At 69.7% G+C, this 14,047-nt stretch carries 11 protein-coding genes and 1 tRNA gene; 6 read left to right on the forward strand and 6 right to left on the reverse strand.

The window, feature by feature from the left end; genetic code table 11:
- Positions 1 to 776: 776 nt before the first annotated feature.
- A complete protein-coding gene (locus ACLQ3B_RS02880; RefSeq protein ID WP_425777067.1) occupies positions 777 to 2,216 on the reverse strand; it encodes a pyridoxal-dependent decarboxylase in 1,440 nt (479 codons plus the stop codon).
- A gap of 242 nt (positions 2,217 to 2,458) precedes the next feature.
- Between ACLQ3B_RS02880 and ACLQ3B_RS02885 the strand changes: the two genes are divergently transcribed.
- Positions 2,459 to 4,705, forward strand: coding sequence for a cellulose binding domain-containing protein (locus ACLQ3B_RS02885; protein ID WP_425777069.1), 2,247 nt, complete (start codon positions 2,459 to 2,461; stop codon positions 4,703 to 4,705).
- Positions 4,706 to 4,905: 200 nt separating this feature from the next.
- Here ACLQ3B_RS02885 and ACLQ3B_RS02890 read toward each other — a convergent pair whose 3' ends face one another.
- Both ACLQ3B_RS02890 and ACLQ3B_RS02895 read right to left on the reverse strand, forming a co-directional pair.
- Positions 4,906 to 5,916 (reverse strand): LLM class flavin-dependent oxidoreductase, encoded by a 1,011-nt coding sequence (locus tag ACLQ3B_RS02890; RefSeq protein WP_425777070.1) that lies wholly within the window; start codon positions 5,914 to 5,916, stop codon positions 4,906 to 4,908.
- A gap of 73 nt (positions 5,917 to 5,989) precedes the next feature.
- Positions 5,990 to 6,469 carry an Lrp/AsnC family transcriptional regulator gene (locus ACLQ3B_RS02895; RefSeq protein WP_425777072.1) on the reverse strand — a complete coding sequence of 160 codons (480 nt, stop codon included), beginning with the start codon at positions 6,467 to 6,469 and terminating at the stop codon, positions 5,990 to 5,992.
- 82 nt (positions 6,470 to 6,551) lie between these two features.
- On the opposite strand from ACLQ3B_RS02895, the gene ACLQ3B_RS02900 reads away from it, so the two are divergent.
- Complete coding sequence (locus ACLQ3B_RS02900; protein WP_425777074.1) at positions 6,552 to 7,730, forward strand: trans-sulfuration enzyme family protein; 1,179 nt, start codon at positions 6,552 to 6,554, stop codon at positions 7,728 to 7,730.
- A 4-nt stretch (positions 7,731 to 7,734) separates the two neighbouring features.
- Here ACLQ3B_RS02900 and ACLQ3B_RS02905 read toward each other — a convergent pair whose 3' ends face one another.
- The 3 genes from ACLQ3B_RS02905 to ACLQ3B_RS02915 form a co-directional block, all read right to left on the reverse strand.
- The gene (locus ACLQ3B_RS02905) at positions 7,735 to 8,385 is read right to left on the reverse strand and encodes an NAD-dependent epimerase/dehydratase family protein (RefSeq protein ID WP_425777076.1); all 651 of its coding nucleotides are present in this window, start codon (positions 8,383 to 8,385) and stop codon (positions 7,735 to 7,737) included.
- 91 nt (positions 8,386 to 8,476) lie between these two features.
- Complete coding sequence (locus ACLQ3B_RS02910; RefSeq protein ID WP_425778016.1) at positions 8,477 to 8,899, reverse strand: hypothetical protein; 423 nt, start codon at positions 8,897 to 8,899, stop codon at positions 8,477 to 8,479.
- Between the two features lie 359 nt (positions 8,900 to 9,258).
- Positions 9,259 to 9,335, reverse strand: a tRNA-Leu gene (locus ACLQ3B_RS02915).
- 105 nt (positions 9,336 to 9,440) lie between these two features.
- Between ACLQ3B_RS02915 and ACLQ3B_RS02920 the strand changes: the two genes are divergently transcribed.
- The 4 genes from ACLQ3B_RS02920 (at position 9,441) to ACLQ3B_RS02935 (ending at position 14,022) form a co-directional block, all read left to right on the forward strand.
- Positions 9,441 to 10,061 carry an ANTAR domain-containing response regulator gene (locus tag ACLQ3B_RS02920; RefSeq protein WP_112582684.1) on the forward strand — a complete coding sequence of 207 codons (621 nt, stop codon included), beginning with the start codon at positions 9,441 to 9,443 and terminating at the stop codon, positions 10,059 to 10,061.
- Between the two features lie 637 nt (positions 10,062 to 10,698).
- Complete coding sequence (locus tag ACLQ3B_RS02925; RefSeq protein WP_425777078.1) at positions 10,699 to 11,856, forward strand: branched-chain amino acid ABC transporter substrate-binding protein; 1,158 nt, start codon at positions 10,699 to 10,701, stop codon at positions 11,854 to 11,856.
- A gap of 109 nt (positions 11,857 to 11,965) precedes the next feature.
- Positions 11,966 to 12,916 (forward strand): branched-chain amino acid ABC transporter permease, encoded by a 951-nt coding sequence (locus tag ACLQ3B_RS02930; protein ID WP_210821374.1) that lies wholly within the window; start codon positions 11,966 to 11,968, stop codon positions 12,914 to 12,916.
- Positions 12,913 to 14,022, forward strand: a complete 1,110-nt coding sequence (locus ACLQ3B_RS02935) for a branched-chain amino acid ABC transporter permease (RefSeq protein WP_425777081.1) — start codon at positions 12,913 to 12,915, stop codon at positions 14,020 to 14,022. The genes ACLQ3B_RS02930 and ACLQ3B_RS02935 overlap by 4 nt, the downstream gene beginning before the upstream one ends.
- The last annotated feature ends 25 nt before the right edge of the window (positions 14,023 to 14,047 follow it).

The raw sequence follows: 14,047 nt of genomic DNA on the forward strand, positions 1-14,047 counted from the left end.
GGTCCGGCCCCGCGTTCCGGCCCCGCGTTCCGGCCCCGCGTTCCGGCCCCGCGTTCCGGCCCCGCGTTCCGGCCCCGCGTTCCGGCCCCGCGCACCGGCCCCCGCTCGCGCCGCCAGTTCCACGGCAGGGCGGGGCGCTCACGTCCGCCCCAACCCCATCACCGCAGCTGGTCGGACAGGACGTCGACGTCGTGACCGCGTCGATCATGGGGTTGTGGTGGGATGAATGTCGCCGTCGATGCGGTTTGTCGGGCACCACAACTCCATGATCGACGCGCGAGTGCCGTGCGCGAGGGCCGTGCGCGAGGGCCGAGCGCGAGGGCCGTGCGCGGGCGCCGTGCGCGGGCGCCGTGCCCGGGCGCCGTGCCCGGGTGCCGTGCCCGGGTGCCGTGCGGGGGTGGGGTGCGGGGGTGGGTGGGGGGGTGGGGTGGGCGGCGGCGTGCGGGGTGGAGCGCGGCGATGCCCCGTCGAACGTCGTGCTTGCCGAGGTTGAGCCAGCCAAGGTCGCGCTCGATCGTGGATGTAGTGGCCACGAAGCGCCGGGATGCCACTACATCCACGATCGAGCACGACCTTGATGGCCGCGGGCACCCGAAACCCCGCTCCCGGCCTCTCGGGACGACGTTCGTCGCCGCGATCCGCGCAATATCAGGGATGTTGCTGTATCCCGCGCCTCGGAGGCAGCAACAACGGGGAAGTTGCGCAGATCCCGAGGCGAGGGCGGGCGAGGCGAGGGCGGGGCGGGGCGGGGCGGGCGAGGCGGGGGCGGGGCGGGGTTAGGGGGTGGGCAGGGCGGCGGCTGCTTCGGAGAGCAGGGTCCATGCCTCGTCGATGTGCGCCTCGGTGGTCTGCGGCGAGCCGATCGCCAGCCGCAGCGTGTAACGGCCGGCGACGCGGGTGTGCGTCAGGTACACCCGTCCGGTGGCGTTCGCCGAGGCCAGCAATGCCGCGTTGGCGTCGTCGTCGGCGCGCAGTCGGAAGCAGACAAGTGAGAACGGGTGCGCCGCGGCCAACTCGAACCGGTCGTCGGCGCGGATCCGCTCGGCGAACCGTTCGGCCAGCGCCACTCCGGAGCGGATGTGCGCGCGTAGCCCCTCGGCGCCGTACCAACGCAGCACGAACCACAGCTTGAGGGCCCGGAAGCGGCGGCCCAGCGGCACCTGCCAGTCCCGGTAGTCGATCACCGCGCCGGATTCGGTGGCCGCGTTGCGCAGGAACTCCGGCAGTACGGTCAGCGCCTCGATCAGTTCGGCGCGGTCGGCCACCCAGAACGCGTCGCAGTCGAAGCCGGTGAGTAGCCACTTGTGCGGGTCGAAGCAGTAGGAGTCGGCGTACTCCAGGCCGGCGTGCGACCACCGCAGTTCGGGGCAGACGGCGGCAGAGCCCGCGTACGCGGCGTCCACGTGCAGCCAGATTCCGTATTCGGCGCAGATGGCCCCGATCTCCGGCAGCGGGTCGATGGCGGTGGTGGAGGTGGTGCCGATTGTGGCCACCACGATGGCCGGTGTGTCACCGGCGGCCAGGTCGGCCTCGATCGCGGCCCGCAGCGCGCCCGGCAGCATCGCCTGGGTGTCCGGGTCCACCTCGATCGACCGGATTCCGTCGCTGCCCAGCCCGGCGATCCGTGCCGCCTTCTCGATGGACGAGTGTCCGTGCAGGGAGGTGTACGCGCGGTAGCGCCGGTCGATGCCGCTCTGGTGCCAGCGGCCGCCGCTGGCGCGTTGCAGTGCGGTCAGGGTGGCCACCAGCGTCGCCGAGGAGGCCGAGTCCTGGATGACGCCACCGCCGTTGCCTGCGGAGTGGAATCGCGGTGGCAGGTCCAGGAGGTGGGCCAGCCAGTCCATCACCACAGTCTCCAGTTCGGTGCAGGCCGGGCTGGACGCCCAGAGCATGCCCTGCACGCCCAGCCCGGAGCTGACCAGGTCGCCGAGCACGCTCGGGCCGGAGGTGTTGGCCGGGAAGTAGCCGAAGAAGCCCGGGTGCTGCCAGTGGGTCAGGCCTGGTACGACGATCGAGTCCAGGTCGGCGAGGATCGCCTCGACCGGTTCGCCGCCGGTGGTGGGAGGCGTGCTGGGCAGGGCGGCGGCCACCGTGCCGGGGGGATCGGCCGGGACGATCGGTCGTTGGTCCACTGTCGCCCAGTAGTCGGCGATCCAGTCGACGACGGCGTGGCCGGCGCGACGAAACTCGGCGGGGTCCATGTGGTGAGCGTTCATCCGAACGAGTCGATCAGCCATTGCTCGCGGGGGCAAGACCCGGTCAAGCCACGGTCATCGATGTTGCGCGTCGGAAAGCGCTTGCCTTACGATGCGCGGTGAGTCGGATCCGTGAGTTCCAGGGCGTTTCACCCCCGATCAGATCGCCGTCCGCCGCCGTCGCGGCGGGGCCGGTCCACTGTGCCGCCCCGGGCGGGGCCGGTGGGCCGCAGCGATCACCACCGGATCCCCGGAGGCAGTGCATGCACCCGTCCAGACATCGGCTGATCCTGCTCGCCGCCACGACGGCGGCCACCGTCGTGGCCGGCACCCTCGGCGCGGTCGTCGCCTCGGCCGCCGCCGTCGGCTGCCGGGTCGACTATCAGATCACGAACCAGTGGCAGGGTGGCTTCGGCGCCAACGTCACAGTCACCAACCTCGGCGACCCGGTCAACGGGTGGGCCGTCACCTGGGCGTACGCAGCGGGCCAACAGGTCACCCAGGCGTGGAACGCTGCCGTCACCCAGTCCGGTGCCCAGGTCACCGCGCGCAACGTCGACCACAACGTCGCCATCGCCACGAACGGCAGCGCCTCGTTCGGCTTCAACGGTTCGTGGACGGGCAGCAACCCGGTGCCGAGCAGCTTCGCGCTCAACGGCACCACCTGCACCGGCGCCCCACCCACCGACGAGCCGACCACCCCGCCACCCACCGACGAGCCGACGACGCCGCCACCCACCACGCCGCCACCGACGTCGGCCGGCGTGCTGCAGATGGAGAAGCTGGATCGAGGGCTGATCAGCGTCCGCTCCGGCGGCGGCAACCTGGTGTCCTGGCGGCTGCTCGGCACCGAGACCTCCGGGGTGGCGTTCAACCTCTACCGGGGTTCCACAAGGGTCAACGCCAGCCCGATCACCGGCGCCACCAACTACCTCGACAGCGGGGCGGCGGCCGGCTCGGCGTACACGGTGCGGGCCGTGGTGGGCGGCGCCGAGCAGGCGGCGTCGGTGCCGGCGTTGCAGTTCGGCGCGGGTTACCTGGACGTGCCGTTGCAGGTCCCGGCCGGGGGCAGCACCCCGAGCGGCGAGAGCTACACCTACAGCGCCAGCGACGCCTCCGTCGGTGACCTCAACGGCGACGGCACCTACGAGATCGTGCTCAAGTGGGAGCCGTCGAACGCCAAGGACAACTCCCAGTCCGGCTACACCGGCAACGTCTACGTCGACGCGTACACACTCACCGGCACCCGGTTGTGGCGGGTCGACCTGGGCCGCAACATCCGGGCCGGCGCCCACTACACCCAGTTCCAGGTGTACGACTACGACGGCGACGGCCGCGCCGAGGTGGCCATGAAGACCGCCGACGGCACGCGCTCCGGCACCGGTCAGCTCATCGGCTCGTCGTCGGCGGACTACCGCAACTCCAGCGGCTACGTGCTGTCCGGCCCGGAGTACCTGACCATGTTCAACGGTCAGACCGGTGCGATCGCCTCCACCGTCACCTACGACCCGCCGCGCGGCACGGTGTCGTCCTGGGGTGACTCGTACGGCAACCGGGTGGACCGGTTCCTCGCCGGCACCGCGTACCTGGACGGGCAGCGCCCCTCGCTGGTCATGGCGCGGGGTTACTACACCCGCGCGGTGATCGCGGCCTGGGACTTCCGCGACGGCACGCTGCGCAAGCGGTGGACGTTCGACTCGAACTCCTCCGGCAACGGCGCCGCCGCCGGTCAGGGCAACCACCAGCTCTCCGTCGCCGACGTCGACGCCGACGGCCGCCAGGAGATCGTGTACGGGGCCGCCACCATCGACGACAACGGCCGGCTGCTCCACTCGACGGGCAACGGCCACGGCGACGCCATGCACGTCGGCGACCTGGACCCGGGCCGCGCCGGCCTGGAGGTGTTCAAGGTCGACGAGGACGGCAGCAAGCCCAGCTCCTACTTCGCCGACGCCCGTACCGGTCAGGTCCTCTGGTCCACGCCGGCGTCCGGCGACAACGGCCGGGGTGTCTCCGCGGACATCTGGGCGGGTAGCCCGGGCGCGGAGTCGTGGTCGTCGGCGGTCGCCGGACTGGCCAACACCAGGGGGCAGAACGTCGGCCGCAAGCCGTCCTCGGCCAACTTCCTCGCCTGGTGGGACGCTGACCCGGTGCGGGAACTGCTCGACGGCACGAAGATCGACAAGTACGGCACCGGCGGTGAGACCCGGCTGCTCGACGGCAGCGGGGTGGCGTCCAACAACGGCACCAAGTCCACGCCGGCGCTCTCCGGCGACATCCTGGGCGACTGGCGCGAGGAGGTGCTCTGGCGGACCACCGACAGTCGGGCGTTGCGCATCTATAGCACACCCACTCCGACCAGCACCCGGATCTACACGCTGATGCACGACCCGCAGTATCGGGTGGCGATCGCGTGGCAGAACACCGCCTACAACCAACCGCCACACCCGGGGTTCTTCATCGGCAACGGAATGGGCACCCCACCCACGCCGGACATCCACCTACGTTGATGCAACCCCTAGCGGTCCCGAGCGGGGTCGCCTAGGGTGGCAGGCACCGGGCCGCAGCCGCGGAATCCGCTCAGCTCCGGCCCGGTGCGCCACACCGCGGCATTCCCAACCCGTCCCGACCGGGAATGCCGTACCACCACCGGAACCAACATTAGGCACCGTCCGGGTCGGCAGGGTGACGCTGACGTGAAGATCGTGTTTCACGCGCTCCGGCGCAGACCGCCCGCCACCTGCTCGGCGATCAACTCGTACGACCGCACCCGGTCCTGCACGTCGTACACAAGCGTGGTGAGCATCAGCTCGTCCGCGCCGGTGCGCTCCACCAACTCGGTCAGCTGCCGACGCACCGTCTCCGGCGAGCCCATCGCCTGACCGTCACGGCGCGCCACGACGAACTCCCGCTCGATCTCGGAGTACGGGTAGGCCGCCGCCTCGTCGGGCGTCGACAGCGGCTCCGGCCGCCCGGAGCGCAGCTTCAGGAACGACAGGGCGCTCGGCCCGGCCAACCACTCGGCCCGCTCGTCGGTCTCCGCGCACACCGCGTTGACCGCCACCATCGCGTACGGCTTGTCCAGCCACTGCGACGGCCGGAAGTTCTGCCGGTACAGGGCCAACGCCGGCAGGGTGTTCGCCGAGCTGAAGTGGTGCGCGAAGGAGAACGGCAGACCGAGCAGGCCGGCGAGCTGGGCGCTGAAGCCGCTGGAGCCCAGCAGCCAGACGGCCGGCTGCTCACCGCGACCCGGCGTGGCGATGATCTGCCCCGGCTTCTCCCCGCTGAAGTAGTTCATCAGGTCCGTCAACTCGCGCGGGAAACCCTCCGCCGACAGGCCCTCCATGGTGCGCCGCAACGCCAGCGCGGTCACCTGGTCGGTGCCCGGCGCCCGCCCGATGCCCAGGTCGATCCGACCGGGGTGCAGCGCCTCCAGGGTGCCGAACTGCTCGGCGACCACCAGCGGCGCGTGGTTGGGCAGCATCACCCCGCCCGACCCCAACCGGATCGTCGACGTGTTCGCCGCCAGGTGCGCCAGCAGCACCGCGGGGGCGGAGCTGGCGATCGCCGGCATGTTGTGGTGCTCGGCCACCCAGAACCGGTGGTAGCCCAACTCCTCGGTGCGACGGGCCAGCTCGGTGGTGGCCTGCAAGGCGGCGCCAGCGGTGGTGCCCTTGGCGACCGGAGCAAGATCAAGAACAGACAACGGTACGGTGATCACACGGTCAGCCAACCCGTCACCGGCCGGCTTTGTTCCGGCATGCGGGTTTTCGTCGGCCACCTCACCCCGCCGCTCAGCCCATCCCGCGCGCCTGCTCGAAGATCAGACTGGTCTGCGTGTGCTGCACCACAGGGTCGACCGCCAGGTGGTCCAGCACGAAGTCCCGCAACGCGTCGCCGGACGCCGCCCGCACATGCAACACGTAGTCCTCCGCACCGGCCACGTGGAACACCGACACCACCCCCGGCAGCCGCACCGACCGCGCCCGGAACGCGTCCACCGCCGCCCGCTCGTGCGCGGTCAACCGCACCGACACCAACGCCTGCAACGGCAGACCGAGCGCCGCCGGATCCACCTCGGCGTGGAAACCACGGATCGCGCCGCGCTCGCGCAGCGCCCGCGTACGCGTCAGGCACGTCGACGGCGCCACTCCCACCCGCTCGGCGAGAGCGTTGTTCGGCAGTCGGCCATCCGCCGCCAGCTCGGTCAGGATCGCGCGGTCCACCTCGTCCAGGGCCGGATACGACCGCACATCATTCGGCTCAGGGGACATTCCGCCATCCTCACCCGAACCCGGCGCGGAAACCACCCCGTTCACAGAATGATCTGCCGAACTGTTGCCTGTCAGCGGCCACATGTTCGACGCTTCAGCCATGACAACGATGGACACCCGGGCCGTGCACGCCGGCCGCGACGACCTCCGCACCCTCGGCGTGCACGTACCACCCATCGACCTGTCCACCACCAACCCACTGCCCTCCGTGGACGACGGCGGCGCCGCGTACGAGCAACTCGCCACCGGCGGCCCCCTACCCACCGGCAGCAGCGCCGTCTACCAACGGCTCTGGAACCCCACAGTCGCCCGCTTCGAAAACGCCCTCGCCGAACTGGAGGGCACCACCCAGGCCGTCGCCTTCGCCAGCGGCATGGCCGCCCTCACCGCCACCCTGCTCGCCGCCGCCCGCGACGACCGCCGACACGTCGTCGCCGTCCGACCCCTCTACGGCGGCACCGACCACGTCCTCGCCACCGGCCTGCTCGGCACCACAGTCACCTGGGCACGCCCCGACGAGGTCGCCGCCGCCATCCGCCCCGACACCGCACTGATCATCGTCGAGACACCCGCCAACCCCACACTCGACCTGGTCGACATCGCCGCCCTCGCCGCCGCGGCCGGCGACACCCCACTGCTCGTCGACAACACCGTCGCCACCCCCGTACTGCAACAACCCGCCCGCCACGGCGCCACCCTCGTCCTGCACAGCGCCACCAAGAGCATCGGCGGGCACGGCGACGTGCTCGCCGGCGTCGTCGCCTGCGACGACACCTGGGCCGCGCGACTACGCCAGGTCCGCGCGGTAACCGGCGCGATCCTGCACCCCCTCGGCGGCTACCTCCTGCACCGCGGCCTGCAAACCCTGCCGCTGCGGGTCCGCGCCCAACAGGCCACCGCCGAGAAACTCGCCGGCTGGCTCGCCGGCCACCCCGCCGTACACCGGGTGCACCACCCCTCGGTGCACGACCCGGCGGCGCTGGTCGGCCGGCAGATGGCCGGACCCGGCAGCCTGCTCGCCTTCGAGGTACGCGGCGGCGCGCCCGCCGCGGCCGCCGTCGCCGACGCCTGCCGCCTCATCACCCACGCGGTGTCCCTCGGCGGCGTCGACACCCTCATCCAGCACCCCGCCTCGCTCACCCACCGGCCGGTCGAGGGCGACGCCAAACCCGCCGCCGCCCTGCTGCGCCTCTCGGTCGGCCTCGAGGACCCCGAGGACCTACGCGCCGACCTCGCCCACGCCCTCGACACGATCGTCTGACCGATCAGCGCAACTCGCGGTTGCCCAACACCCGGACTGGCGAACCCTGCCGAGCCACCCGCAGCATCGCCCGGCCGACCCCGTCGGTCGTGGTGACCTGGTTCGGCAGCAACCGACGCAACACCGGAAACAGCGGACGCGTGACCGCGTACCCGAACCGGTACCACCCCGTCTTCGACACCGCCCCGTACGTCGGCTGGATGAACCCCGGCCGCGCCGCGTAACCGTTGGGCAGCAGATCCATGATCGCGTTCTCGGCGCGACCCTTGACCCGCGCCCACATCACCCGACCCCGACCCGACGAGTCGGTCCCCTGACCGGAGACGTAGACGAACGTGACAGCCGGGCTCACCTCCGCGAACAACCGGGCCGCAGCGAGGGGGTAGTCGTAACTGACCCGCGTGTACGCGGCCTCGTCCAAGCCCAAGGAGGACACACCCAGGCAGTAGAAACACGCGTCGACACCTGTCAACTCGGCGCGCACCGCGTTCAACTCGCCCACGTCGGCGACCGTCAGCTCCCGCAGCTTCGGATCCTGCCGGCCGGTCGGCCGCCGACCGACAGTCAGCACCTCCCGCACGTCATCGGCGAGCAGGCACTCGCGCAACACGCCCTGACCGACCATCCCGGTCGCACCGAAGACCACCACCCGCATCGGAACCCACCCCCGTCGCCGCTTACGCCACCGGCCATCCGCCCGCGCGTCAGCCAGGCTCCCACGGCAGGGGTGATCCGCGCGGTAACGGTCAGGACTTCGGGCCGACGTGCCGGTCCAGTGTGGCGACAGCGTCGCGCCGCGCCACCGACAGCGAGTTGCGTCGGTTCATCCGCCAGGCCACGCCGAGCAGGTCGAGGCTCCACTGGCAGAGCCCCATGATGTCGGCCGACTCGTTGACGAACATGTAGCGCGGGTAGACGTACGCCTTGCCGCGCACGGTCACCCGGTTGGCAAACCGGCAGCCGTCGGAGTGGAACAGCCCGCGCAGGAAGTCGCCCGGATGCGTCGCGACGATGTCCCGTTGCCAATCGGCGAGAACGATCGGACGTTCGTGTTTCTTGCCGGGACCATGCTGGGGAAGCAGGCATGGCCAGTGCTTGCCGGAGCTCTGCACGCTGACGCAACCAGGCTGCTGGACGCGCTGGACCTTCGCCGCGAGCACCTGCCGCATGCTGGCGTCGCACGCCTCGATCAAGCCCGGCCAACTACTGCTGCAAGCGATGCGGAGCACCGGTACCCGTGCGGAGGTGACGAGATGCCCGTCGCCCAGGTAGAGACCGAGCAGGTAGAGGTATGCAGACGGATCTGTCTGATTCTTGACCTCGGGCCGGCAGCGAAAGCAACGAAGCTCACTGCCGGCCCGTCTCGGCTCGGCCGGGTTCTTGCACTAGCCCCTGACCGTTGGGTACGGAAGTCTCAGACGTCTGGCAACCTCGGCGACCGTACTGCCGGCGAGGTGCTGCTGCCGCGCGCGAATGCGTAGGTCAGGTGGATGCACATGACGATTTTGGAACAGCCGTACGACACTTTTGGTGCCCCCGGTGGGAGTCGAACCCACACTGTCGGAGGTTTGAGCTCCGCTTCTCTGCCGGTTGGAATACGGGGACGCTTGGCCGAATGCTCTGGTGGCCTCCCATAGGTTACCTACTACGCTGAGGGCGGCGACACCCGGTCGGGTTGGTGTCGGCTTATGACTGGTGGGGGTAGGGCTGGTGGCTGAGATGCCGACGGATGCCGAGCGTAGGCGCGTACTGATCGCCGAGGACGAGGCGCTGATCCGGCTGGACCTCGCCGAGATGCTCGTCGAAGAGGGTTACGAGGTGGTGGGGGAGGCCGGCGACGGCGAGACAGCCGTGCGCCTCGCCGAGGAGTTGAAGCCCGACCTCGTCATCCTCGACATCAAGATGCCGATCATGGACGGGCTGGCCGCCGCCGAGCGCATCGCCGGTGCCCGGATCGCTCCGGTGATCATTCTGACTGCGTTCAGCCAGCGTGATCTGGTGGAGCGGGCACGGGCGGCGGGCGCGATGGCGTACCTGGTGAAGCCTTTCCAGAAGAGCGACCTGGTCCCGGCGGTGGAGATCGCGCTGTCGCGTTACTCGGAGGTCGCGGCCCTGGAGGCGGAGGTCGCGAGCCTGACCGACCGCCTGGAGATCCGTAAGTCGGTGGAGCGCGCCAAGGGCGCGCTGATGACCACGTACGGGATGACCGAGCCGCAGGCGTTCAAGTGGATCCAGCGCACGGCGATGGACCACCGGATGACGATGAAAGAGGTCGCTGAGCGGATCCTCGCGGAGACCGCCGGCGGCGAGGTGACCCTGCCGGCACCCTGACCGGCGTCGGTCCTGTCGCGGCGGGTGGGGGTGCTGGTCTCGGCGCTCCGCCGTGCTGGTTGCCGCCCGTCGGTTTTCGGGTCGGCCCGAGGGGGAGAGGCCGCGGTCGGCGGCGTGGCCCGGCTGACGGCGGGCCATCGCGTGTGGTGGCCCGCGGGCGGAGCGTGGGGCGGTTACCCGGGGCGGGGGCCGTCACGGACTGTGGCTTCCGGTCGATGCGGGTGATTCATGAGGGGCGATGGTGTCGCCCTGGCCGGTTTCGGACAGTCGGGACACAGCCGCCGCAGCGACCCCTCCGGAAGATCGACTGCTGGTGCCGACGGGCGGCGAGAAAACGCCGCGTGCCTGGTGGCTGCCGTTGTCAGGCCTCGATCGGTAACGGTCATGTAGCTGTTGATGACTTACCGAAGAAACAACTGTGAAACCGCCTCGCGGCCGATGGTTCTTACAGGGATGGCTTCTGATCCGCCACAGTGTGTAACGGTTCGGTCAACCCGCTCCGATGGGGCTTACGTCACAGCTCCACGGTGGGATAACGTCCGGCCCCAGACCGGCGACGACGGTCTGGTTCGTCCGCCCCCGCAAGGGCCAATAGCCAGCGGGTGGTTCGGACCATGGGACGAGGAGGGTTCGGGCCTTGAGGCAGAAGCTCGCGCGCGTTATCGGTGGGGTCGCCATGGTGGCGCTCGTCGCCGGCGGAACCGCATGCTCCAGTGGCGACGATGCGGCAGGCGGCGGTGACGCCTGCGGCAGCAAGATCGCCTTCTTCGGCGCGCTGACCGGCAGCTCGGCCGCGCTCGGCATCAACGAGAACAACGGTGTCAAGCTCGCCGTTGACAAATACAACAAGGCGAACGCCGACTGCAAGGTCGAGCTGGCGTCCCTGGACTCGCAGGGCAGCCCCGACCAGGCACCTGGTCTGGCGCAGAAGGCGATCGACGACACCAAGATCCTCGGCGTCGTCGGCCCGGCCTACTCGGGTGAGTCCGAGGCCGCCGGCCCGCTGTTCAGCGAGGCGGGCCTGGTGACCATCACCCCGTCCGCGACCCGGCCCAGCCTTGCCGACCAGAAGTGGAAGACCTTCTTCCGCGCGGTCGGCAACGACTTCAGCCAGGGCCCTGCGGCCGGCAACTACATGAAGAACGTGATGAAGGCCGACAAGGTCTACGTCATCGACGACCAGTCCGCGTACGGCGCCGGCCTGGCCGACGAGGTCAAGAAGCTGCTCGGCCCGGCGGTTGTCGGCTCGGACAAGGTCCAGGGCGAGGGCAAGCAGACCGAGTTCTCCGGCGTGGTCACCAAGGTCAAGGCCGCCAACGTGAAGGCGGTCTTCTACGGCGGTTACTACCAGGAGGCCGGCCTGATCCGTAAGCAGCTCACCGCTGCCGGGGTCACCGCGCCGCTGGTCGCCGGCGACGGCGTCAACGACGGTGCGTACATCACCTCCGCTGGTCAGGCGGCGGCCGAGGGCACCATCCTCACCTGCCCGTGCCAGCCGGCCGCTGAGGCCCGGGGCACCTTCGTGGAGGAGTTCAAGGCGCTCAACGGCACCGACCCGGGCACCTACAGCGACACCGCCTACGACGCGGCGAACATCCTGCTGGCCGGTATCAAGGCTGGCAAGAACACCCGTGAGGGCCTGCTGGAGTTCGTGAAGGGCTACAGCGGCGAGGGTGTCGCGGCGAGCTACAAGTTCACCGAGACCGGCGAGCTGGACCCGGCGCAGGTCAAGGTCTGGGCGTTCAAGGTCACCGGCGGCAAGGTTGTCCCGGACCAGGAGATCCCGAAGTCCTGATGTTGGTCGCTGCTTCGGCGATTGAGTTGTGATCGCGGGTGCGGCCGGGAGCTGCTCGCTCCCGGCCGCACCCCAATTTTCTCTCCAGACGTGATGGAGCGTCCCTCCCTTGGACTTCAATGGACTGTTCTCCAACTTCGGGGAACTCACCACGACCGGCCTGACCCAGGGCGCGATCTACGCCCTGGTCGCGCTCGGCTACACGCTGGTCTACGGCGTGCTGAGACTCATCAACTTCGCTCACTCCGAGGTCTTCATCGCCGGCGCGTTCGCGGCGATCTGGACCTGGAACGGCTTTGGACTCGACCAGAACTCACAGGTCAGCGGGATCGGTTCGATCCTGTTCTACCTGCTGGTGGCGATGATCGTCGCCGCCATCGCTTCGGCGGGCACCGCGACGGTGATCGAGCGGGTGGCGTACCGGCCGTTGCGTAAGCGCAACGCCCCGCCGCTGGCCTTCCTGATCACCGCGATCGGCGCCTCGATCGCGATCTCCGAGGCCTTCGGCATCTGGACCCGCCGACTGCCGGAGGGCGCGCCCAGTCTGGTGAGCAGCAAGCCGCTGTTCCACGTCTTCGGCGTGCCGATCGACTCGATCCAGCTGCTGACGATTGGCGCGGCGCTGCTGATGATGGTCCTGCTGGACCTCTTCATCAACCGCAGCCGTACCGGCCGGGGCATCCGGGCCGTGGCCCAGGACGCCAACACCGCCGCGTTGATGGGTGTGAACAAGGACCGGATCATCCTGATGGTCTTCATCACCGGTGGCTCCATGGCCGGCGTGGCGGGTCTGCTCTACGACGTGCGGATCCAGACCCTGACCTACAGCGTCGGCTTCCTGCTGGGGCTCAAGGCCTTCACCGCCGCGGTGCTGGGTGGTATCGGCAACCTGCGCGGCGCGTTGATCGGTGGCCTGCTGCTGGGCGTGGTGGAGAACTACGCCGCCGGTCTGTTCGGCAGTCAGTGGAAGGACTTCGCCGCCTTCGCGGTGTTGGTGGTGCTGCTGATGTTCCGGCCGACCGGTCTGCTGGGCGAATCGCTGGGGAGGGCACGGGCATGACGACCGTCCTGGAGAGGGTGCGCTCCGGCCGCGAGGCGGCCGGAGAACGGTGGCGCGGCGCGCCGCGCTGGGTGCGCTGGGCGCTGCTGGTCGCGGTGATCGCGTTCTTCTACGCGCTGCCGAACAGGGAGTTCTACCAGTATCTCGGGCCGATCCCGACCCCCGGTGCGAACTTCACGCAGGTGCTCTTCACCGTCTCGATCTACGTGCTGCTGGCCGTCGGGTTGAACATCGTTGTCGGTTTCGCCGGCCTGCTCGACCTGGGCTACTTCGGCTTCTTCGCCGTCGGCGCGTACACCGTCGCGGTGCTGACCTCGCCGAGCAGCAACGTCAAGACGCTCTGGCCGTGGCTGCTCGTGGTGCCGCTGGCGATCGGGCTGACCATGCTCTCGGGTGTGATGCTCGGTACGCCGACGCTGCGTCTGCGCGGTGACTACCTGGCGATCGTGACGCTCGGCTTCGCCGAGATGATCCGGATCGCCGCGGTCAGCTCGGAGTTCCTCAAGGGTCAGCGGGGTTTCAACCAGATCCCGCACCCGCCCGGCAAGTACGCCGACGGCAAGCCGTTCTTCGGCGTGCTGGACGCCCGGCCGTACTACTGGCTGGTGCTCACGCTGATCATCCTGGTGGTGATCGGTGTGCGGAACCTGACGAACAGTCGGGTCGGTCGGGCCTGGATCTCGATCCGGGAGGACGAGGACGCCGCCCAGCTGATGGGTGTGCCGACGTTCAAGTTCAAGCTCTGGGCGTTCGCCTCGGGTGCCGCGATCGCCGGCCTGGCCGGCGCGCTCTTCGCGGGTAAGCAGAACTTCGTCAACTCGCAGAACTTCGAGCTGCTCAACTCGATCATCATCCTGGCTGCGGTGATCTTCGGTGGCTCGGGCAACATCGTCGGCGCGATCGTCGGCGGCGGCCTGGTGGCGTACATGATCGAGCGGTTCCGCGGCATCGAGCTGTTCGGCGTGGAGCTGTACGAGTACCGGTTCCTGATCTTCGGCTTGGTCCTCGTGGTGATGATGATCTTCCGGCCGGAGGGCCTGATTCCGAACCGACGACGGGCGGCGGAGTTCAAAGACCGTCGCAAGGAGGTGATCGTCGGTGAGTGACACCGATCAGACGCCGGCTGTTCCG

Origin of the sequence: Micromonospora sp. DT53 (assembly GCF_049841535.1) — a bacterium.
GTDB lineage: Bacteria > Actinomycetota > Actinomycetes > Mycobacteriales > Micromonosporaceae > Micromonospora.